Genomic DNA, 19429 nt, shown 5'->3' on the forward strand with positions numbered 1-19429 from the left:
GCGCCGGGCGGACTTCCGAACCGCCCGGGACGCGACCCCGCCGGATATCAGGCGCCTACGGCGCCACGCGCAGCACCTGCGGGTCGTGGTCGCTGGCCTGGTCGGCGAACTCCGCGTTGAGGTGGACGATGTCGTAGTCGGTACGGGTCAGGGCCGGGCTGGTCAGCATGTGGTCCAGCGCCTGGGAGTTGCCGTTGTAGACGTAGCCGTACCGCTCGGCCTTCGGCAGCCGGTTCACCTGGTCGGTGAGGACGCCGCCCGCGGTGAGCTTCTTCAGCGCCGGGGAGAACTGGTAGTCGTTCAGGTCGCCCGCGACGATCACGGCCGCCTTCGGGTCCACGGCGAGCACGTCCTTCACGAAGCCGTGCACGGCCTCGGCCTGTGCGGTGCGCTGCGTCTCCGAGGAGCGGGCCGGCGGCTGGAAACGGCTGTCCAGCCCCTGGTCGCCGCCCTTGGAGTTGAAGTGGTTGGCGACCACGAAGACCCGCTTGCCGCGGAAGGTGAACTGGCCGGCGAGCGGCTTGCGGCTGTCCTTCCAGGCCGGGTTGGCCGGGTCGATGCGGCCGGGGGAGGCGGAGAGGGCCGCCTGCCCGTCCTTCTTCTCGACCTTCACCGGGGTCGTCGCGTCGCCGCCGGGGGTGTCGGTGAACGAGACCCGCTCGGGGTTGTAGAGGAACGCGACGCGGATGTTGCCGCCCGGCTGGCCGCCGTCCTGGTCGTTCTCCGGGTCGATCTGCGCCCACTTGTACGCCGGGCCGCCCGCCTCGGCGATGGCGTCGGTGAGCTTCTTGAGCGTGACGCCCGCGGTCACCACCCCGTTGTCCGTGGACCCGTTGTCGTCCTGGACCTCCTCCAGGGCGACGACGTCGGGCGAGGCGAGGTTCTTCACCAGCGCCTCGGCCAGCCGGCCGTACTTGGCCTGCGCGGTCTTCGGCGAGAGGTTCTCCACGTTGTACGTGGCCACCGACAGCTCGTTCCCGGACTGCTTGCGGGTGGTCTCGCGGTCCGGCCCGTGGTCGGCGAGCGTGCCCAGGTCGGTGGCCTCGATCGTGTAGCCGCCGAAGTCGTCGTAGTCCAGCGGGCCCGCGGTGGTGCCGGTCAGCGCGTCGCCGACGTCGGCGACCGGGAACGGCCGCTCGGCGAACGGGATCAGCGAGGTGACCTTGAGCCGGCCCGGGTTCGGGTCGGCGTACGAGGAGTAGAGCGTGCCGCCGCGTGCGGTGCGGTGGTGCTTGGGCTCGGCGGTCACCCACAGCTCGTGGTACGAGTTCGTCGGGCCGACGACCGGCGCGTCGGAGACCGCGACCCGCATGCCCTCCAGCGACTCGTAGCGGTCCAGCGCGTAGGAGCCGGGCCGGAGCTTCAGCGGCTCGATGTCCTTGCCGCCGTTGTCCGGGGCGTATCGATTCGGCACGGACGCCGGGGTCAGCCGGAACGTTTCGGGGAGACGATTCTTCGCCGACATCACCGTCCATTTCGCGCCAGTGATCTCGGTGACGGACTGCGCCCCCGCGTCCTTGCCGCCGGGATAGTACTCACTGACCGTGCCGGCCACCTCCACCGCGTCGCCCACCGCGACGCCGGGCGTCTGCTTCCCGGTGAAGACGAAGACGGCCTCGCTGGTCGCGGGGTCGCGGTCGGGGTGCGGGTCCTGGAACCAGAAGCCGCGCGCCGACCCGAAGGCGCGTACGGCCGTGACCACCCCGGGCACGCCCGTGACCTGCTTCCCCGCCAGCGGGGATATCCGGGTACTGCCCTGGATGTCGTGGATCCGGGTGTCGGCCGCTGCGGCGGACTGCGGGACGGTGAGCAGCCCGGCGGCGAGCGCCGCGGCGGCGGCCGAGGCGAGCGTGAGCGGTCTGCGGATCGTGCGGCGGGACGGCATGGTGGCCTCCGGTCATGTGGGGAAAGGAGGGAGGAGCGAGGTGAAGAGGGCGGAACGGCGTATCGGAGGACGGTCCGCTACGCGCGTCAATCTCTTGCGTGTGCCGGGAAGTTGTCAAGGCTCACCCGGTGGCCGGCGGCGGGCGGGCCGGTGAACCGCCCGGGATCGTCACGATTCCGTCTACGCTTGGCGTCGCACCAGCCGTAGTCCGCCCGAGGAGCTGAACCCTAGATGTCCGACGAGCGCCCCACCCTTCCCCCGGTGCGGCTGCACCCCGAAGCGGAGCTGGCCAGGGACGCGCTGAGCGCCCCCCTCTTCGCACGGGCGGCGAAGCTCGCCCGCTGGGCCGAGCGGGAGGTACCGGTCGGCGTCGGCGGCGACCTCCTCGAGGAACAGCTCGCCGAGGCCGCGACCCACCTCGGCCTGGCCGTCGACGAGGACGGCACCGGCTACGCCGCCGAGGCCTGGCAGCTGGCCGTGGACACCGGCCTGGTCGAGATCGAGGAGCACGCGGACGACGACGAGGACCTGCCCGACGGCGCCCCGGCCGGCACCGCCACCCCCGGCGAGGAACTGCGCCTGCTGACCCAGGGCACCCCGCAGGACGTGCTGGCCATCTGGCTCGGCGGCATGGAGACCGTGCTGGCCGACGCGGCCGCGCCCGACCTCGGCGACATCGTGGAGCAGATCGCCGAGGGCGGCGAGCTGGACCTGGACGCCATCGACTGGAACCCCGAGGACGAGGCCGAGCTGCTGGACGGCATCCTCGGCAACCTCTACATGCTCTGCGCGCTGGCCGAGGACCCCGAGCAGAGCGTCCCGCTGCCGGCCCTCGCCGCCTCGATGATCGTCCCGGCCGACATGGACGAGCCCACCGACGACATCCTGGAAGAGGTCTCCGAGGCGATGATGCGCCTGGACGACCAGTTCCGGATCCTGGAGCCGATCGGGCTGGTCGCGTACCGGCCGGTGGACGAGGCGCTCATCGAGGAGCTGGACGAGGACGGCGAGACCGTGCGGTCCGCCGAGGCGCCGGGCGACGAGGACGTCAGCCGGTACGGCATGGTGCGGCTCACCCCGCTGGGCATGTACGCGGTCCGCGCGCGGATGCTCGACGCGGGCGTCGAGGCCCCGGCCGTCGGCGACCTCGCCGACAAGGGCGCCGACGTGCTGCTCGCCGCGCTGCCCGGCTACCCGGAGACCCTCGCGCAGGCCGAGTCCGAGCAGTGGCTCGCGGCCCGCGAGAGCCTGCCGGCGGCGCGCGAGCTGCTCTCCGCGGCGCGCGGCGACGACGAGCGGGCGCCGCAGCGCCGGCTCGCCTGCCAGCAGACCCTGTCGCTGGTCGGCCCGGAGGCCGAGCCCGCGCTGCGCGAGGTGCTGGACGACCGGCAGCTGGGCGGGCTCGCGCGGGTGTGGCTGGCCGAGCGCGGCGCCGCCGACATTCCCGAGCCGTCCCAGGACATGATCTTCTGGCTGACCGTGGACACCGTCGCGGCGCAGCTGGGCACCGCCGACGAGGACGCGGCCGAGCTGCGGGACCTGGTCGAGGGGCTGGTGGGCCAGCACGCGGGCTTCTTCGACGCGGTCTGGCGGGTGGACCACCCGGCGACCGCCGACGTCCTGGAGGCCATGGGCCGGCTGCACCCGGACAAGAAGGCGGCGAAGGAGGCCCGCAAGGCGGCCTTCAAGGCCCGCTCCAAGGCAGGCGCCTGACACCCCGTCGGCTCGCCGGCCCGTCGGCCCGCCGCCCGCACGCCGTCGCGCGTACGGGCGGCGGGCCGCTTTCGTAAGGCGGGGCGGGGCGCCGGGGTACGGGGCGCCGGGCGCGGCCCGCTCCGTGGGGGCGGGGCGCCAGCGCGGCCTCCGGCTTCTTCGTACGGGAACGGGCGCCGGGGCACGCGGCGCCCGGCACGGCCGTGGCCGCCTCCGCGCCGGGCGCGGCCCGCTCCGTCGGGCCCGCTGCCGCCTCGGGAGAAACGGTTTCTGGACGTCGTGTCCCGTTCAACTGGAATTCGGCGGCGCACGGGAACGTGTGCGGCGCACACACAGGGGACCAGGTTCCGGCCGTCCAGGAGATGACAATGCCGCTCACCCGCAGAGACTTCACCAAGCGATCCGCCTTCACCGGCGCCGGCGTGGCGCTGGCCGGCAGCGTGGGAGTGCTCGCCACCGCGCCCGGCGCCGTCGGTGAGGAGGCCCGGCACGTCCCCGCCGGGCAGGACACCGCCCGCCTCGGGTACGGCCCGCTGATCGACGACCCGAAGGGCATCCTGGCGCTGCCCGCCGGCTTCAGCTACAAGATCATCACGCGTACCGGCGTCACCAAGCTGGAGAGCGGCGAGTCCACCCCCTCCAACCACGACGGCACCGCCACCTTCGCGGGCCCGCGCGGCACGACGCTGCTCGTCAACAATCACGAGCTCGGCGGCCCCCGCGCCAAGTGGCCGCACCCGGTCCCGCTCATCAAGGGCCTGGTCTACGACCCGGCGGCGTCCGGCGGCTGCACCGTCGTGGAGGTCTCCAAGGACGGCGAGCACGTCACCGAGCGGGTCGGCATCGCCGGTACCTCGACCAACTGCGCCGGCGGCCGTACCCCCTGGGACACCTGGCTGACCTGCGAGGAGACCGAGGACAAGGCCGGCCAGAACGGCATGACCAAGGACCACGGCTACGTCTTCGAGGTCGACCCGCACGACGAGCGCGCCGCGCGCGACCCGAAGCCGGTCAAGGCGCTCGGCCGGTACGCCCACGAGGCCGTCGTCGTCGACCCCAAGCGCGGCCACCTCTACCTCACCGAGGACGCCTCCGGCCCGAACGGCCTGTTCTACCGCTGGACCCCGCCGCACGGCTTCCAGCACGGCCGCGGCAAGCTGCGCACCCTCGCCGACGACGCCGGCGTGCTGTCCGCCTTCAAGTGCTTCGACTCCGGCGGCCGCTTCGTCGACGACCTCTCCCGCGCCACCGAGCCGGGCACGGTCTACGGCGTGGACTGGGTCGAGGTGCCCGACCGGGACGCCCGCACCACTTCGGTCCGCAAGCAGTTCAAGGACGGCCAGGTCACCCGCGCCCGCAAGCTGGAGGGCATGTGGTGGGCGGACGGCGGCGTGTACGTCGTCTCCTCCTTCGCCCGCGAGGAGAGCCCGGTCCAGCACGACGGCCAGGTGTGGTTCTACAACCCGGCCCGCCGCACGCTGACCCTCAAGGTCCGCTTCGGCGTCAACCCGGCCCCGGAGAAGGACGGCGCGTTCGACGGCCCCGACAACATCAGCGTCTCGCCGTACGGCGGGCTGATCATCGCCGAGGACGGCGAGGGCGTGCAGCACCTCTTCGGCGCCACCGAGGACGGCCGCACCTACCCGGTCGCGCGCAACGAGCTGAACATCGGCACCGCGGAGGAGCCGGAGTACAGCGAGTTCACGGGGCCGGTCTTCTCGCCCGACGGCAAGACGCTGTTCGCCAACATCCAGGAGCCGGGCATCATGCTCGCGATCACCGGCCCCTGGCGGCGGCAGGGCTGAGCCACCGCCGGACCGGCCGGGTCGGGTGCCCAGCCGGTCAAGGGGAGCCCGGCGGTATCAGGGGGAGCCCGGCCGGTCGGCGGTGAGCACGTAGTAGTCCAGCAGCCCCTTCTCGTACGCGGTCAGGAACCTGCGCGGCCACAGGTCGCGCAGCTCGGGGACCTGGCCGAGGTACCGGTCGTACGCGACCCACACCGACTCCCCGATCGTCCGGATCCGCACGGCCGACAGCCCGGCCCCCGCCAGCGCGGCGGCGACCTCGTCCGCCACGTGGGGGAGGTCCAGGCCGTCGGCGTAGGTGGGCAGCAGTCCGGGCAGCGCGCGGGCGGCCTCCCGGCCGGTGGCGAAGAACGTCGTCAGGGCCAGCCGGCCGCCCGCGCGCAGCACCCGCGCCGCCTCGCGCGCGAAGCCGGGTACGTCGGGGAAGTGCTGGGCCGCCTCGACCGAGAACAGGCAGTCCACCGAGGCGTCGGGCAGCGGCATCCGCTCGGCGGCGCCGCGCCGGTAGGCCAGCCGCCCCGGGTGCGCGGCCCGCGCGCCGGCGTTCCGCTCCCGGGCCCGCGCGACCTGGTCCGGATGGACGTCCAGGCCGGTGACCGACCCGAAGCCGTACTCCTCCAGCGCGAGCGCCGAGCCGAGGCCCAGCCCGCAGCCGACCTCGACGGCGTCCCGGCCCTCCGTACGGCCGAAAGTACGCAGCACCAGCCGGTACAGCTCCTTCTCCGTGGCGATCCGGTCGGCTTCGGTCAGCGGGCGGTCGGCCGGCGCGTCCGCCCAGTACCCGAAGTTGATGAACCCGCCCGCGAAGGCGGGGACGTGGCTGAGGTCGAACTCCCCGTAGATCTCGGCCACGGGCCCGGGAACGGAGCCGGGGCCGGGCCCGGGGCCGGGCCCATGGGCGGCGGGGGAGTCGGCGGGCGGTGGCGGCTGGTCGGGAGACATCCGGGCTCCTCGCGTACGGCGGCGGGCGGTCGGAGTGCGGTGGCTGCGGCGGCGGGCGGTCGGAGTGCGGCGGGTGCGGTGGCTGCGGCGGCGGGCCGCCTGCCAGGCGGTAGCCCGCCCCCGTCCGGAATCCTCAGCGGCGGGAAACGTTGTACGACACGTGAACTCGACGACAGCGGCCCCACGATTCTCGGTCCTCGACCGGTCCCGCACCAGAGCGGGACGGCCGGAGGCCGAAGCACTCCAGGAGACGGTGGCCTTCGCGCGGGAGGCGGAGCGGCTCGGCTACCACCGCTTCTGGGTGTCCGAGCACCACGGCGTGCCCGGCGTGGCCGGCTCGGCGCCCACCGTGCTCGCCGCGGCCGTCGCCGCCGCCACCGACCGCATCCGGGTCGGTACGGGCGGGGTCATGCTGCCCAACCACCGGCCACTGGTCGTCGCCGAGCAGTTCGGCGTGCTGGCCTCGCTCTTCCCCGGCCGGATCGACATGGGCCTGGGCCGCTCGGTCGGCTTCACGGACGGCGTCCGGCGCGCGCTGGGCACCGGCAAGGAGGCCACGGCGGACTTCGGCGCGCAGCTGGCCGAGCTGACCGGCTGGTTCACCGGTACCCAGACGGTGCATCCGGGGGTGCACGCGCGGCCGGCCGAGGGGCTGACCGTCCCCGCGTTCGTCCTGGCCACCGGCGCGGGCGCGGACATCGCGGCCGAGGCAGGGCTGGCCCTCGTCATCGGCGAGGTGCGCGGCCGGGAGCGGATGCGGGAGGCGATCGAGCGGTACCGGGCCGCCTTCCGGCCCTCCGCGCTGTGGGAGCGCCCGTACGTCGTCGTCTCCACGACCGTCGCGGTGGCCGCCACCACGGAGGAGGCCCGGATGCTGCTGCTCCCGGAAGCCTGGGCCATGGCGTACTCCCGCACGCGCGGCGTCTTCCCGCCACTGGAACCGGCCGAGGCCGTGCGCGCCCGCGAGGCCATCATGACGCCCAAGGAGCGCCAGTTCTACGAGGCGGCCCTGCAGGACCAGCTCCACGGCACGGAACCCGAGATCCGCGCGGCCCTCACCGACCTCTTCGCCACCACGGCCGCCGACGAGCTGCTGATCACCACGAGCACGTACGACCGCGCGGCTCAGCTGGACTCCTACCGCCGGCTGGCGAGGGTGGCGGGACTGGACGGCGCGGCCGAGCCGGTGGCGTCGCTCAGTCCGTGACGTAGCTGCCGGCGCCCAGGACCGTGTGGATACGGCCCTCCTTGCGGAGCTGGACGATGGCCTTCTGGACCGTTGACTGAGTGATGCGGTACTCGGCGGCCAGCGCAACCGTGCCCGGGAACCGTTCGCCGGGAGCCCATTCCCCGGCATCGAGGCGACGTCGAAGGTCAGCGGCCACTTGGGGCCACACGGGCACAGAGCGATCAAGGTCCATACCTACAGCGTGCGCGGATCCGCGGCAGCGAGCTACCGCGAAACCGCGAAACCGCGTAACCTCGGCGGCGGAAGAGCCCCCGCGACCGTGCGACCGGCCCGGGGGCATGGCCCTCGCTGTGAAGGAGCGAAGACGTGGAGAGCCTACGACGACTGCCGTGGAGCGATGACGGGCGGGCGGCTTACGTCGCGCCGGGGGACGGGTTCGTGAACGAGCTGGCGGATGCCGTGGAGGCGGAGATGCTGGGGGTGGCCAGGGCGGACGCCTCGCGGGGGCGGGCGCTGGCCGATGATCCGGCGGCCGGTGGGGTGGAGCTGCGCGGCGCGGTCTGGTACCTCGCCCGTGCGGTCGAGGACGCGGCCCTGGTCGCCGACCTGCGGGCGGAGCGGCTGCTCGACGCGGAGGCGTAGCGGGCGGGCAGGCCGGACCGGGGCGGCGGGGACGGCCCGCCGCCCCGGTGCGTGCGTCAGAGCGCCTGGGCGCCCGGCTTGACCATGCCGCGGACCGTGCGGGAGTCGACGAACTCGCCGAGCGCCGTCATCTCCCACTCGCCGCTGTACTGCCGGATCAGCTTGGCCATCAGCACGCCCGTGCGCTTCTCCGAGCCGGTGAGGTCGAAGCGGACCAGCTCCTCGCCGGACTGCGCGTCCAGCAGGCGGCAGTACGCCTTGGCGACGTCGGTGAACTTCTGGCCCGAGAAGCTGTTCACCGTGAAGACCAGGCCGGTGACCTCCGGGGGGAGGCCGCCGAGGTGGACCGTGATCGACTCGTCGTCGCCGGCGCCCTCGCCCGTGAGGTTGTCCCCGGAGTGCTGGATCGCGCCGTTGAGGATCGCCAGCTTGCCGAAGAAGCAGTTGTCGATCTTCTTGCGGTCCGGGCCGTACGCGATGACCGAGGCGTCCAGGTCGACGCTCCGGCCGCGGAACGCGGGCTCCCAGCCGAGGCCCATCCGGACCGAGGAGAGCAGCGGGCGGCCGCCCTTGACCAGGGAGACGGTCTGGTTCTTCTGGAGGCTGACCCGGCCCTTGTCGAGGTTGATCTTCCCCGCGCCGGGAGCGGGGGCCTGCGGCGCAGGGGGCGGGGGCGCGGGCGTGCCCATGGCGCCGGGCGCGCCGGGGACGGCGGTCGGCGGGGCGAGCGGGGCGGGCGCGCCGGTGGGCGGGCCCCACTGGCCGGCGGCCGGGGCGCCGGGGTGCGGCGGCGCGGGCGGAGTGGCGGGCTGCTGCGGCTGGACGGGGGCGGCGGCGGGCGCGGCGGGCTCCTCGACGGTGACCCCGAAGTCGGTGGCGATGCCGGCCAGCCCGTTGGCGTAGCCCTGGCCGACCGCGCGGACCTTCCAGGCGCCGTTGCGGCGGTAGACCTCGACCACCACGAGGGCGGTCTCGGGGCCCAGCTGCGGCGGGGTGAACGTGGCGATCACCTGGCCGTCGTCGGCGCTGCGGACCGTCGCCGTGGGCTCCGTGCCCGCGAAGGTGGCGCCCGGTGCGTCCAGGCTGGCCGTGACGACGACCTTCTCGATGCCGGCCGGCACGGCCGCGGTGTCCACCGTGATGGTGTCGCCGCTGCCGCCCGCGCCCGCCGTGTGGGTGACGCCGGGGCCGCTCGGCTGGTTGTAGAAGACGAAGTCCTCGTCCGAGCGGACCTTGCCGTCGGCGGTCAGCAGCAGGCCCGAGACGTCCAGCCGCACGGGAGCGGTGACGTCCACCGCCACCCGCGCCGCGGAGAGCGGGAGATTCGAGCCAGGAGTCATAGCGGTCATGTCAGGGGTAACGACCGGCGCCGCTTTACGGTTCCATTACCGGCGCGAGAACCCCGCGCACGCCGCAGGAGCCTCAGTGCCGCTCGCGGGAGTTGCCGAAGAGCAGCCGGTAGATGATCAGCAGTACCAGGGCGCCGGCGATGGAGGCGACCCACATCGACGGTTCGAAGAAGTCCTTCGGTATCGGGCGGTCGAGCAGCTTGGTGGAGAGCCAGCCGCCCACGAAGGAGCCCACGATGCCGGTCAGCGTGGTGCCGACGATGCCGCCCGGGTCCCGTCCGGGCAGCAGCACCTTGGCGATGACGCCGGCGACCAGGCCCAGTACGAGCCAGCTGACGATGCCCATGATGGTGTTCCTCGTTCCTGCAGGGGTTGTTACGTCTTCAAGGACGCGAGGAGACTGCCCGGAGTTCCGTGCCGTATACCACCATCGTCCGAGGCAGGCCGCCTGCCGGCCCGCCACGGGGCGCTCAGTGCGGCCAGATGGGCGGGTCCGTGCAGAAGGCGCCGCCGAGGTGGGCGTGTTCGGGGTTGTCCGGGTCCAGCTCGCCCTGTTCGGCGAGGAGTCCGGCGGCGTACTCCTCGGAGTCGTCCTGCGGCTCGTACCCGAGTGCGCGGGCGCTGCTGAGGTCCCACCACAGGCGGGTGTTGGCGGAGGAACCGTAGACGACGGTGTGGCCGACGTCCTTGGCGGTGAGCGCGGCGTGCAGCAGCCGGGCGCCGTCGGCCGGGCTCATCCAGATCGAGAGCATCCGCACCGACGTGGGCCGCGGGAAGCAGGACCCGATGCGGACCGAGACGGTCTCGATGCCGTGCAGGTCCCAGTAGAGCGAGGCCAGGTCCTCGCCGAAGCCCTTGGAGAGGCCGTAGAAGGTGTCGGGGCGGCGCGGGGTGTTCACCGGGATCGCGGCGGAGCCGTCCGCGGGGCGCGGGGTGAAGCCGACGGCGTGGTTGGAGGAGGCGAAGACGATCCGCCGCACGCCGGCCTCGCGGGCCGCTTCGTAGAGGTGGTACGTGCCCTCGATGTTCGCCGCGAGGATCTTCTCGAAGGAGGACTCCAGGGAGATGCCCGCGAGGTGGATCACCGCGTCGACGCCCTGCACGGCCTTGCGGAGCGCGTCCCGGTCGGCGAGGTCGGCGACGATCGCGTCCGGCTCGCCCTCGATGGGCAGCCGGTCGAAGAGCCGCAGTTCGTAGCCGTACGGGGGCAGCAGTTCGCGCATCAGGGTGCCGAGGCCGCCGGCTGCGCCGGTCAGCAGAACGGTGCGGGGTGCGGTCATGGCGGTCAACGTAAAGAAGAGCGGTGTCGTGGTCAAGATGGTGTACGCGGAAGTGCTCTTGACCCGCCGTACGGGCTGTCTTAGCGTCATCGCGTTCATGCACATGGACAACGGCTATGAATGCGTCCCCCGTCGGCGTCTCGGCATGCGTCTCCGCAGGCGTGTCCGCAGGCGTCTTCGCAGGTGCCTCTGCGGGCGGCTCCGGGGGCGTGGTTCATCGAAGGGAGACCGATGCGCGCCGCCGCCTTCCTCTACCCCTGGGACGTCGTCGGGGACCCGGACGCCGCGCGGCGGACCGCCGGGCTCGGGGTCGCGCAGGTCACCCTCGCCGCCGCGTACCACTCCACCCGGGCGCTCACCCCGCGCCACCCGGACCACCGCGTCGTCACCGCCCGGCACTCCGCTGTGCTCTACCCGCCGGACGCGGAGCGCTGGGCAGGCCGCGCGCTGCGTCCGTACGCGCAGGACTGGGTCCCGGGGGCCGACCCGTACACGGAGGCCGCCCGCGCGCTCACGGAAGCGGGTCTGGAGGTGCACTCCTGGGTGGTGCTCGCGCACAACTCCCGGCTGGGCGCCGAGCATCCGGAGTCCGTGGTCCGCAACGCCTACGGGGACGCCTATCCCTGGGCGCCCTGTATCGCGCGTCCCGAAGTGCACGAGTACCTGGTGACGCTGGCCGCCGAGGCCGCGGTACGGCCGTACACGCGCGGCACCGAGCTGGAGTCGTGCGGCTGGTACGGACTCGCGCACCTGCACGCGCACGACAAGACCGGCGGTGTCGCGCTGAGCGGCGCCGCGCAGTACCTGATGTCGCTGTGCTTCTGCGACGTGTGCCGGGACGGATACGCGGGGCTGGGCGCCGACCCCGAGGAACTGCGGCGGGCGGTGCTGCGCGCGCTGGAGCCGGTGTGGGCGGGCAGCGGCGGCGGGGGAGCGGGGGACCGCGAGGGCGAGTGGGCCGAGGTGACGGCGGCGCTCGGCGCGGAGTACGCGGGGATCGTGGCCGGGTGGCGCGACCGGGCCGCCGACGGGCTGCAGCGGGCGGCCGTGGCCGCCGTACGGGCCGCCGCCGGGCCCGACTTCCGCGTCCTGCTGCACGCCGACCCGGCACCGCACCGCTGCGGCGCCAACGCCGGCGTGGACCCGCGGCGGATCCTCGGCCACGCGGACGGCGTGGTCGTGCCGTGCACGGGGAGCGAGGCGGCGCGGACGGCGGCGCTGGCGCCGTTCCGGGGGCCCGGCGTCCGGGCGGCGAACTTCACCGTGGTGCGGGGGATGGGCGGCAGCCCGGACACGCTCGCGGCGGACGCCGCGCACGCCGCCGCCGCGGGCGCGGACGAACTGCGGCTCTACCACGCGGGCCTGGCCTCCGACGTGGACCTGGAGGCGGTACGCACGGCCCTCACGGAGCTGAGCGGCGCGGGCGCCTGAGGAGGACCGGCCGCGCGGCCCCGGAAGGGCGGCACACCCGGCCGCCCTTCCGGGGCCGCGGGCTGAGTCCCCCGAAGGCCGGCGGGTCGGGCCGCACGGAGAGCGGCGGGATGAGTCCCCCGAGGGTTGCGCATCGAACCGCACGGAGAGCGGCGGGATGAGTCCCCGAAGGGCAGCGCACCGGCCGCATGAAGAGCCGCGGACCGGGTCCCCCGAAGGGCCGCGCACCGGGCCGCACGAAGAGCAGCGCCAGCGCTACCCGATGAGCCGCACGCCGGGCCCCCAGGGGTGGCGCCCCGCCGCCCCTAGAGGCGCCGCGTGGCCAGCGTCAGGCGGTCGCGGGCGTCGAAGAGGGCGTCCTTGATCATTTGCTCGTGGGCCGGGGTGAGGCGGGCGACCGGGACCGAACAGCTGATGGCGTCGCGGGCCGGGGTGCGGTACGGGATCGCCACGCCGAAGCAGCGCAGCCCCAGCGTGTTCTCCTCGCGGTCCACGGCGTAGCCCTGCTCCCGTACCGCGTGCAGCTCCTCGATCAGCCGCTCCCGGTCGGTGGTGGTGTGCTCGGTGAGCGCGGGCAGCGTCTCCGGGAGCATCTTGCGCACCTGCTCGTCCGTGTGCGTGGCGAGCAGCGCCTTGCCCAGGGACGTGGAGTGCGCGGGCAGCCGGCGGCCGACCCGGGTGAACGGGCGCAGGTAGTGCTGGGACTGACGGGTGGCCAGGTAGACGACGTTGGTGCCGTCCAGGCGGGCGAGGTGGATGGTCTCGGTCGTGTCGTCCGAGAGCCGGTCGAGCGTGGGCCGGGCGGCGGCCACCACCTCGTCGCCGTCGATGTAGGACGTGCCGACGAGCAGGGCCCGCACCCCGATGCCGTACCGCGTGCCGGTGGCGTCCGTCTCCACCCAGCCCAGGTCGACCAGCGTGCGCAGCAGCATGTAGAGGCTGGACTTGGGATAGCCGACGGCCTCCTGCACGGAGGCGAGGCTGTGCATTCCGGGGCGGCCCGCGAAGTACTCCAGCAGTTCGACCGTCCGCACCGCGGACTTGACCTGTGATCCCCCGGTCTCGGCAGCCGCCATCGCCCTTGACCCCTCAGTTCGGACAGTCATAGAGTCCCACGTGTTCACACTCCGGGACGAAGTTCAGTATATCGAACAAGGCCCGGCTTGCAGCAAGTATTCGTGCCCGGGAGGAATGCACGGTGGCAGCACCAGTCTGGAGCGTCGACCCCCGCAGCGGGAAGCAGCGCGAAGAGGTTGCGGCCGAAGCCACAGCCGAGGAGGTGGACGCGACCGTACGGGCCGCGCACGAGGCCCGCGGCTCCCTGGCCGACCGCACCGTGCGCGCCGCCTTCCTGCGCCGCGCAGCCGACCTGCTGGACCAGGCGGGCGAGTCGGTCATCGAGGCCGCCGACGCGGAGACCGCACTCGGCCCGGGCCGGCTCACCGGCGAACTGGCCCGCACGACGTACCAGTTGCGCGCCTTCGCGGACATCGTGGACGAGGGTGCCTTCCTCGACGTGCACATCGACCACGCGGACCCGCAGCTCACCCCGCCCCGCCCCGACCTGCGGCGGTACAAGATCCCGCTCGGCGTGGTCGCGGTCTACTCCGCCTCCAACTTCCCGCTGGCCTTCTCGGTGCCCGGCGGCGACACCGCCAGCGCCCTCGCGGCCGGCTGCCCGGTCGTCGTCAAGGCCCACCCCGACCACCCCGCCACCTCCGAGCTGTGCGCCGCGCTGCTGCGCCGCGCCGCCGCCGAGTCCGGCCTGCCCGAGGTCGTGGTCGGCCTGGTGCACGGCTTCGACGCGGGCGTCGAGCTGGTCCGCCATCCGCTGGTCTCCGCGGCCGGCTTCACCGGCTCCGTACGCGGCGGCCGGGCCCTGTACGACGCGGCAGCGGCCCGCCCGCACCCGATCCCCTTCCACGGCGAACTGGGCAGCCTCAACCCCGTCGTGGTCACCCAGGACGCCGTCGAGGAGCGCGCCGAGCAGATCGGCGCGGGCCTGGCCGGCGCGATGACGCTGGGCGTCGGGCAGTTCTGCGTCAAGCCCGGCCTGGTGCTGGTGCCCGAGGGCGCGGCCGGCGACGGGCTGGTCAAGGAGCTGACCGCGAAGGTCAGCGACACCGAGGCGGGCGTACTGCTGGACCACCGGATGCGGGACGCCTTCCTCGCGGGCGTACGCAGCCGCGCCGAACTGCCCGACGTGGAAGCGCCGGTGACGCCGGGCGCCGGCGGCGAGCACACGGTCTCCGCCGGCTTCCTCACCCTGCCCGCCGCCCGGCTGGCCACCGAGGGTCCGCACGACCTGCTCCTGGAGGAGTGCTTCGGCCCGGTCACCGTCGTCGCGCGGTACGCCGACGAGGCCGAGGCGGCCGCCGTCCTCGGCCGGCTGCCCGGCAACCTCACCGCCACCCTCCAGCTCTCCAGCGCCGAATGCGCGGGCGAGGGCCGGGGCGGCGAACTGCTCGCCGAGGTCACCGCGCTGGCCGGCCGCGTCGTCGTCAACGGCTGGCCCACCGGCGTCGCCGTGTCCCCGGCCCAGCACCACGGCGGTCCGTACCCGGCGACCACCTCGACCTCCACCTCCGTCGGCGGCACGGCCATCGAGCGCTGGCTGCGTCCGGTCGCCTACCAGGACACCCCGGCCGCGCTGCTCCCGCCCGAGCTGCGCGAGGAGAACCCGCTGGGGCTGCCGCGCCGGGTCGACGGGGTGCGCGAGGCGTGACGCCGGTGCCCGACGCCACGGACGGCCCGGACACCCTCGTCCGGGCCGCCGTGCCGGGGGACCTGGAGGCGATCGTCGCGCTGCACACCCGGGCCCGCGCGTCCTACTACCGCGGACGGCTGCCCGAGGCGCTGCTGGACGACCCGGCGGAGCGGGCCCGGTGGCGCGAGGCGTGGGCCGGGGCCATCGAGCGGCCGGACGACACCGTGCTGTGCGCGGAACGCGCCGGTACGACCGTGGGCATCGCGTCCTTCCGCGGCGAGGAACCGGCGCGGCCGGACGTCGTCATGCTGCACCAGCTGCACGTCGACCCCGCCCACTGGCGCAGCGGCGTGGGCAGCGCGCTGCACGGCGCCTGCGTCAGCGCCTGGCGCGCCGCTGGCCACTCCGCGGCCCGGCTCCAGGTGTACTGGCACAACCGCCGGGCCAGGGACTTCTACGCCCGGCACGGCTGGCGGCCGGACGAGAGCCGCCGCCCGGCCCCCGACGACACCCACCTCAGCCTGCTGCTCACGCTGTCTCCCGGCGCGCGATGAGCTGTACCCGGCGCACGGGGTGACCGTGCAGCGTGCCGACGGCGTCGGTGCGCTCCTCGGCCACGGCGAAGCCGTGCATCCGCAGCAGCCGCCGCAGGTGCTCCGGCTCGTGGTGCCGGACCACCGTGCCGTCCTCCGTGCGGAACACCCCGTAAGCGCCGAACTCGTCCTCGTACGCGGCGTACCGGGCACGGGCGCGGGGGTCGGTCTGCAGCGGCGCGTCACTGAGGTGCAGCAGACCGCCGGGGCGCACCACGCGCGCCAGCTCCCCGAGGACGGCCCGCTGCCCGGCGTCGTCCGGCACCCGGGAGAGCACCCCGAAGAGCAGCGCGGCGGCGTAGCGGCCGTCCTCGAAGGGCAGCGGCAGCTCCGGACAGTGGGTGAGCGGCAGGCCGGGGTGCGCCCGCCGGCCTGCCTCGACCAGTTCCCGCGAGCCGTCCGCCCCTTCGGCCGCGTACCCCAGCGCCGCCAGTGCCGCGACCCGTCCGCCACGGCCGCAGCCGTGGTCCAGGACGCGCGCGCCCGGCGGCACGTGTGCGCGCAGCGCCGCGGGGTCGAAGGGATGGCTGTCGGTGGTGGCGGTCCCGGCTGTCTCCCAGGAGCCGAGACGTTCCCGCGGCATCGTCATGGCCCGGACCGTACCGGCGCACGGCGGCGCGGACGCCCGGATGCACGGTACGTGCATCGCCGCGCGGGCCAGGACAGCGGAAAACCGCCCATGCATGGGTAAAAGTGTTCCCTCGGCGCGGCGCGGGGCCCCCGCCGGGAGGCCCGCCTCGCGGCTCCGCGGTGGCTCCGGGCGGCGCCCCCAAGGCGTCCTTGGGGCGTGTCCAAGGAGGTGCGGGATGGACGGCACGGTCCGCGGCGCACACAGTGGTGAGATGGAGCGACAGCGACTGGGCGGCGCGGAGTTCGCGCCCGAGACGACGTACCTGAACACCCCCGGCAGCGGCCTGCTGCCCGCCAGGACCATCGCCGCGCTGCGCGAGGAGGTCGACGCGTCCGCCTCGTACGGCACGATGGGCACGGACTACTTCGGCCCGGCCGACGCGGCGCGTGCCTCCTTCGCCCGGCTGGTGGGCACCACCCCGGACCGGGTGGCCATCGGCAGCTCGGTCGCCGTGTCCACCGCGCTGATCGCCGCCTCGCTGCCCGACGGCGCCGAAGTCCTGCTGCCCGAAGGGGACTTCAGCTCCCTGGTCAACCCCTTCACCGTCCGGCCCGGCCTGCGGGTGCGCACCGCGCCGCTGGAGCGGCTGGCCGACGCGGTACGGCCGGGCACCGCGCTGGTCGCCCTCAGCGCGGTACAGGCGCTGGACGGCCGGATCGCCGACCTGGAAGCCCTCCGCGAGGCGGCCCGCACGCACGGCGCCCGCACGCTGGTGGACATGACGCAGGCCGCCGGCTGGCTGCCGCTGGACGCCCGCCGGTACGACTACGTCGTGTGCGGCGCGTACAAGTGGCTGCTGTGCCCGCGCAGCACCTCGTTCCTGGTGGTCGGCGAGGACGCGCCGCAGCCGGAGCCGCTGCACGCGAGCTGGGTGGCCGGCGCCGACCCCGGCGAGGCCAACTACGGCCCGGTCACGCGGCTGGCCGAGGACGCGCACCGGTACGACGAGCCGCACGGCCACCTCGCCCACATCGGCGCCCGGCACTCCCTCGCGCTCCTCGAAGAGGTGGGCGTGGTGGCCGTGCACGCCCACAACACCGCGCTGGCCGAGCGGTACCGGGCCGGGCTCGCCGAGCTCGGGTACGCGGCGCTGCCCGCACCGGGGTCGGCGATCGTCACCGTCCCCGCCCTGGCCGATGCGCACGAACCGCTGGCCAGGCAGGGCATCCTGGTCGCCGTCCGGGCCGGGAAGCTGCGGACGGGATTCCACCTGTACAACACCGCCGAGGACGTGGACCGGCTGCTGGCCGGCATCAAGGCCCTTGATCTGCCCCGGAGTTGACGGCGTGTCGGCAGGGCGGGAATGCCGTGGCGGCCCGGGGCGTTGGGGACGGTGACCGTACCGGGCCCCGTGGAAGGAACCCCTTGACCACTGCTTTCGACCCCGTCGACCTGGCCGGGCTGACGCTCGCCAACCGCCTCGTGATGGCACCGATGACGCGCAACCGCGCCACGGCCGACGGCGTGCCCACCCCGTCCATGGTCCGCTACTACACCCAGCGCGCCTCGGCCGGGCTGATCATCACCGAGGCCACTCAGCCGAACGTGGTGGGCCGCGGCTACCCGCTCACCCCCGGGCTGCACACGCCCGAGCAGATCGCGGGCTGGCGCGAGGTCACCGACTCGGTGCACGCCGCGGGCGGGAAGATCTTCGCGCAGCTGTGGCACGGCGGCCGCATCGGCCACCCCGTCACGCTCCCGGACGGCCTGATACCGGTCGCGCCCTCGGCCGTCGCCGCCGACCAGCAGGTCTTCACCCACGAGGGGCTGAAGGACTGCGTCGTCCCGCGCGAGCTGTCCGGCGAGGAGGTGCGCGAGACCATCGCGGACTTCGCGGTCGCCGCGCGCAACGCCATCGAGGCCGGCTTCGACGGCGTGGAGCTGCACGGCGGCAACGGCTACCTCATCCACCAGTTCCTCTCGCCCGCGAGCAACCTGCGCACCGACGAGTGGGGCGGCTCCGACGAGGCACGCGCCCGCTTCGCCGCCGAGGTCACCAAGGCCGTCGCGGCGGAGATCGGCGCGTACCGCACCGGCCTGCGCATCTCGCCCGGCAACCCCTTCAACGGCATGTCGGAGCCCGAGCCGGAGGCCACCTACACCGCGCTCGTCGAGGCGATCGCCCCGCTGGGCCTGGCCTACCTGCACGCCTGCGACGTGCGCGACACCGCGCTGCTGGCGCGGCTGCGGAAGCGCTTCGGCGGCACCTTCGTGCTCAACCCCGCCGTCGACGGCCGCCCCGCTGGGCCCGAGGAGCTGTCGCTGGTCGAGGAGGGCGCGGCCGACCTGCTGGCGTACGGCCGGCTGTTCCTCGCCAACCCCGACCTGCCCGCGCGCCTCGCGGCCGGCGGCCCGTTCAACGAGCCGGTACGGGAGAGCTTCTACGGCGGCGACGACAGCGGCTACGTGGACTACCCGGCGCTGACGGACTGATCCCCGGACCGGGCCGGACCGGCCTCCGGGCGCGCCGGGCAATTCGGCCGGGCGGACGGCTACCGCACGGCGGCGCGGGCGGCTAGGAATGGCAGCACGACCTCACGAGGTGGTGCCGGTGGACCGGAGAACTGTTCAATCGTCGACTCCGCCGCGCGACGAGGACCTGCACCGGCGACTGGTGTACGGCGACGAGTCCGCCCTCGGAGAGGTGTACGACGCCTTCGGCGGGCTGGCGCACGCCGTGGCCCGGCGCGTCACCGGCAGCGCGGCCGCCGCCGAGGAGGTCGTCCAGGAGGTGCTGACCCAGCTCTGGGTCCGGCCCTACGCCTTCGACCCGGCCCGCGGCTCGCTGCGCGCCTGGCTCAGCATGCGGGCGCACCGCCGGGCCGTGGACCGGATGCGCGAGGCGGACGCGAGTACGCCGGCCGAGCCCGCCGGTGCCGCGCTGCTGCCGCACACCGCGCTCGCCGAGCTTCCGCTGGCCCAGCGGCAGGTCCTCCACCTGGCGTACTTCGCCGGGCGCACCTACCGCCAGGCCGCGGTGGAACTGGGCATTCCCGAGGGCACCGCCAAGGCGCGGCTCCGCGTGGCGCTGCGCAGCCTCGCCGACCGGCTGGCCGACCCGCCGGATCCGGCCGTCGAGAGGGGCCACTGATGGGCTGGGACCCCGCGGAGGAACACCCCGAGATCGCCGAGCTGCTCGCCGCCTGGGCGCTGGACGCGGTGATGTCCGGTGACGAGGAACGCATCCGCGCGCACGTGGAGGACTGCGCCGAGTGCGCGGAGGAGCTGGCGCGGCTGCGGGAAGCGGTGCACCGGGCTGGAC

The 19429-nt window shown here is 74.3% G+C and carries 18 protein-coding genes; 10 read left to right on the plus strand and 8 right to left on the minus strand.

Features of this window, described 5'->3' with window-relative positions; genetic code table 11:
• Positions 1–55: 55 nt before the first annotated feature.
• A complete protein-coding gene (locus C3486_RS17665) occupies positions 56–1885 on the minus strand; it encodes an endonuclease/exonuclease/phosphatase family protein (RefSeq protein ID WP_103833669.1) in 1830 nt (609 codons plus the stop codon).
• 231 nt (positions 1886–2116) lie between these two features.
• Between C3486_RS17665 and C3486_RS17670 the strand changes: the two genes are divergently transcribed.
• A complete protein-coding gene (locus C3486_RS17670; protein WP_103833670.1) occupies positions 2117–3598 on the plus strand; it encodes a hypothetical protein in 1482 nt (493 codons plus the stop codon).
• 368 nt (positions 3599–3966) lie between these two features.
• Positions 3967–5403 (plus strand): alkaline phosphatase PhoX, encoded by a 1437-nt coding sequence (locus C3486_RS17675; protein ID WP_103833671.1) that lies wholly within the window; start codon positions 3967–3969, stop codon positions 5401–5403.
• 57 nt (positions 5404–5460) lie between these two features.
• Here C3486_RS17675 and C3486_RS17680 read toward each other — a convergent pair whose 3' ends face one another.
• Positions 5461–6345: a class I SAM-dependent methyltransferase gene (locus C3486_RS17680; RefSeq protein ID WP_103833672.1), complete on the minus strand. Its 885-nt coding sequence runs from the start codon at positions 6343–6345 to the stop codon at positions 5461–5463.
• A gap of 160 nt (positions 6346–6505) precedes the next feature.
• On the opposite strand from C3486_RS17680, the gene C3486_RS17685 reads away from it, so the two are divergent.
• Positions 6506–7552: an MsnO8 family LLM class oxidoreductase gene (locus C3486_RS17685; RefSeq protein ID WP_103833673.1), complete on the plus strand. Its 1047-nt coding sequence runs from the start codon at positions 6506–6508 to the stop codon at positions 7550–7552.
• Here C3486_RS17685 and C3486_RS17690 read toward each other — a convergent pair.
• Positions 7542–7766, minus strand: coding sequence for a winged helix-turn-helix domain-containing protein (locus tag C3486_RS17690; protein WP_103833674.1), 225 nt, complete (start codon positions 7764–7766; stop codon positions 7542–7544). The genes C3486_RS17685 and C3486_RS17690 overlap by 11 nt on opposite strands.
• Positions 7767–7900: 134 nt before the next feature.
• Between C3486_RS17690 and C3486_RS17695 the strand changes: the two genes are divergently transcribed.
• Positions 7901–8176 carry a hypothetical protein gene (locus C3486_RS17695; protein WP_103833675.1) on the plus strand — a complete coding sequence of 92 codons (276 nt, stop codon included), beginning with the start codon at positions 7901–7903 and terminating at the stop codon, positions 8174–8176.
• Positions 8177–8232: 56 nt separating this feature from the next.
• On the opposite strand, the gene C3486_RS17700 is transcribed toward C3486_RS17695, so the two are convergent.
• From C3486_RS17700 to C3486_RS17710, 3 genes are all read right to left on the minus strand, one after another.
• Positions 8233–9516, minus strand: a complete 1284-nt coding sequence (locus tag C3486_RS17700) for a TerD family protein (protein WP_103833676.1) — start codon at positions 9514–9516, stop codon at positions 8233–8235.
• Between the two features lie 82 nt (positions 9517–9598).
• Positions 9599–9871, minus strand: coding sequence for a GlsB/YeaQ/YmgE family stress response membrane protein (locus C3486_RS17705; protein WP_103833677.1), 273 nt, complete (start codon positions 9869–9871; stop codon positions 9599–9601).
• A 124-nt stretch (positions 9872–9995) separates the two neighbouring features.
• A complete protein-coding gene (locus C3486_RS17710; protein ID WP_103833678.1) occupies positions 9996–10805 on the minus strand; it encodes an NAD(P)-dependent oxidoreductase in 810 nt (269 codons plus the stop codon).
• Positions 10806–11036: 231 nt separating this feature from the next.
• Between C3486_RS17710 and C3486_RS17715 the strand changes: the two genes are divergently transcribed.
• Entirely contained in the window at positions 11037–12236 is a 1200-nt protein-coding gene (locus C3486_RS17715; protein ID WP_103833679.1) for a hypothetical protein, read from the plus strand.
• A gap of 305 nt (positions 12237–12541) precedes the next feature.
• Here C3486_RS17715 and C3486_RS17720 read toward each other — a convergent pair whose 3' ends face one another.
• Positions 12542–13312, minus strand: coding sequence for an IclR family transcriptional regulator (locus C3486_RS17720; protein WP_103833680.1), 771 nt, complete (start codon positions 13310–13312; stop codon positions 12542–12544).
• Positions 13313–13434: 122 nt separating this feature from the next.
• On the opposite strand from C3486_RS17720, the gene C3486_RS38045 reads away from it, so the two are divergent.
• The gene (locus tag C3486_RS38045) at positions 13435–14961 is read left to right on the plus strand and encodes an aldehyde dehydrogenase (NADP(+)) (RefSeq protein ID WP_103833681.1); all 1527 of its coding nucleotides are present in this window, start codon (positions 13435–13437) and stop codon (positions 14959–14961) included.
• A complete protein-coding gene (locus tag C3486_RS38050) occupies positions 14958–15497 on the plus strand; it encodes a GNAT family N-acetyltransferase (protein WP_308461250.1) in 540 nt (179 codons plus the stop codon). Before C3486_RS38045 ends, C3486_RS38050 begins: the two co-directional genes overlap by 4 nt.
• On the opposite strand, the gene C3486_RS17735 is transcribed toward C3486_RS38050, so the two are convergent.
• Positions 15472–16125 carry a bifunctional 2-polyprenyl-6-hydroxyphenol methylase/3-demethylubiquinol 3-O-methyltransferase UbiG gene (locus C3486_RS17735; protein ID WP_103833692.1) on the minus strand — a complete coding sequence of 218 codons (654 nt, stop codon included), beginning with the start codon at positions 16123–16125 and terminating at the stop codon, positions 15472–15474. The two genes, C3486_RS38050 and C3486_RS17735, sit on opposite strands and share 26 nt — an antisense overlap.
• Before the next feature lie 253 nt (positions 16126–16378).
• On the opposite strand from C3486_RS17735, the gene C3486_RS17740 reads away from it, so the two are divergent.
• The 3 genes from C3486_RS17740 to C3486_RS17750 all read left to right on the plus strand — a co-directional run bounded on the left by C3486_RS17740 (position 16379) and on the right by C3486_RS17750 (position 19258).
• On the plus strand, positions 16379–17449 hold the full coding sequence (locus C3486_RS17740) for an aminotransferase class V-fold PLP-dependent enzyme (RefSeq protein WP_258052839.1): 1071 nt from the start codon (positions 16379–16381) through the stop codon (positions 17447–17449).
• 83 nt (positions 17450–17532) lie between these two features.
• On the plus strand, positions 17533–18600 hold the full coding sequence (locus C3486_RS17745) for an alkene reductase (RefSeq protein WP_103833684.1): 1068 nt from the start codon (positions 17533–17535) through the stop codon (positions 18598–18600).
• An 88-nt stretch (positions 18601–18688) separates the two neighbouring features.
• On the plus strand, positions 18689–19258 hold the full coding sequence (locus C3486_RS17750; protein ID WP_103833685.1) for a sigma factor: 570 nt from the start codon (positions 18689–18691) through the stop codon (positions 19256–19258).
• Positions 19259–19429 lie beyond the last annotated feature (171 nt).

The organism is Streptomyces sp. Ru73 (genome assembly GCF_002920575.1).
Taxonomy (GTDB): Bacteria; Actinomycetota; Actinomycetes; order Streptomycetales; family Streptomycetaceae; genus Streptomyces.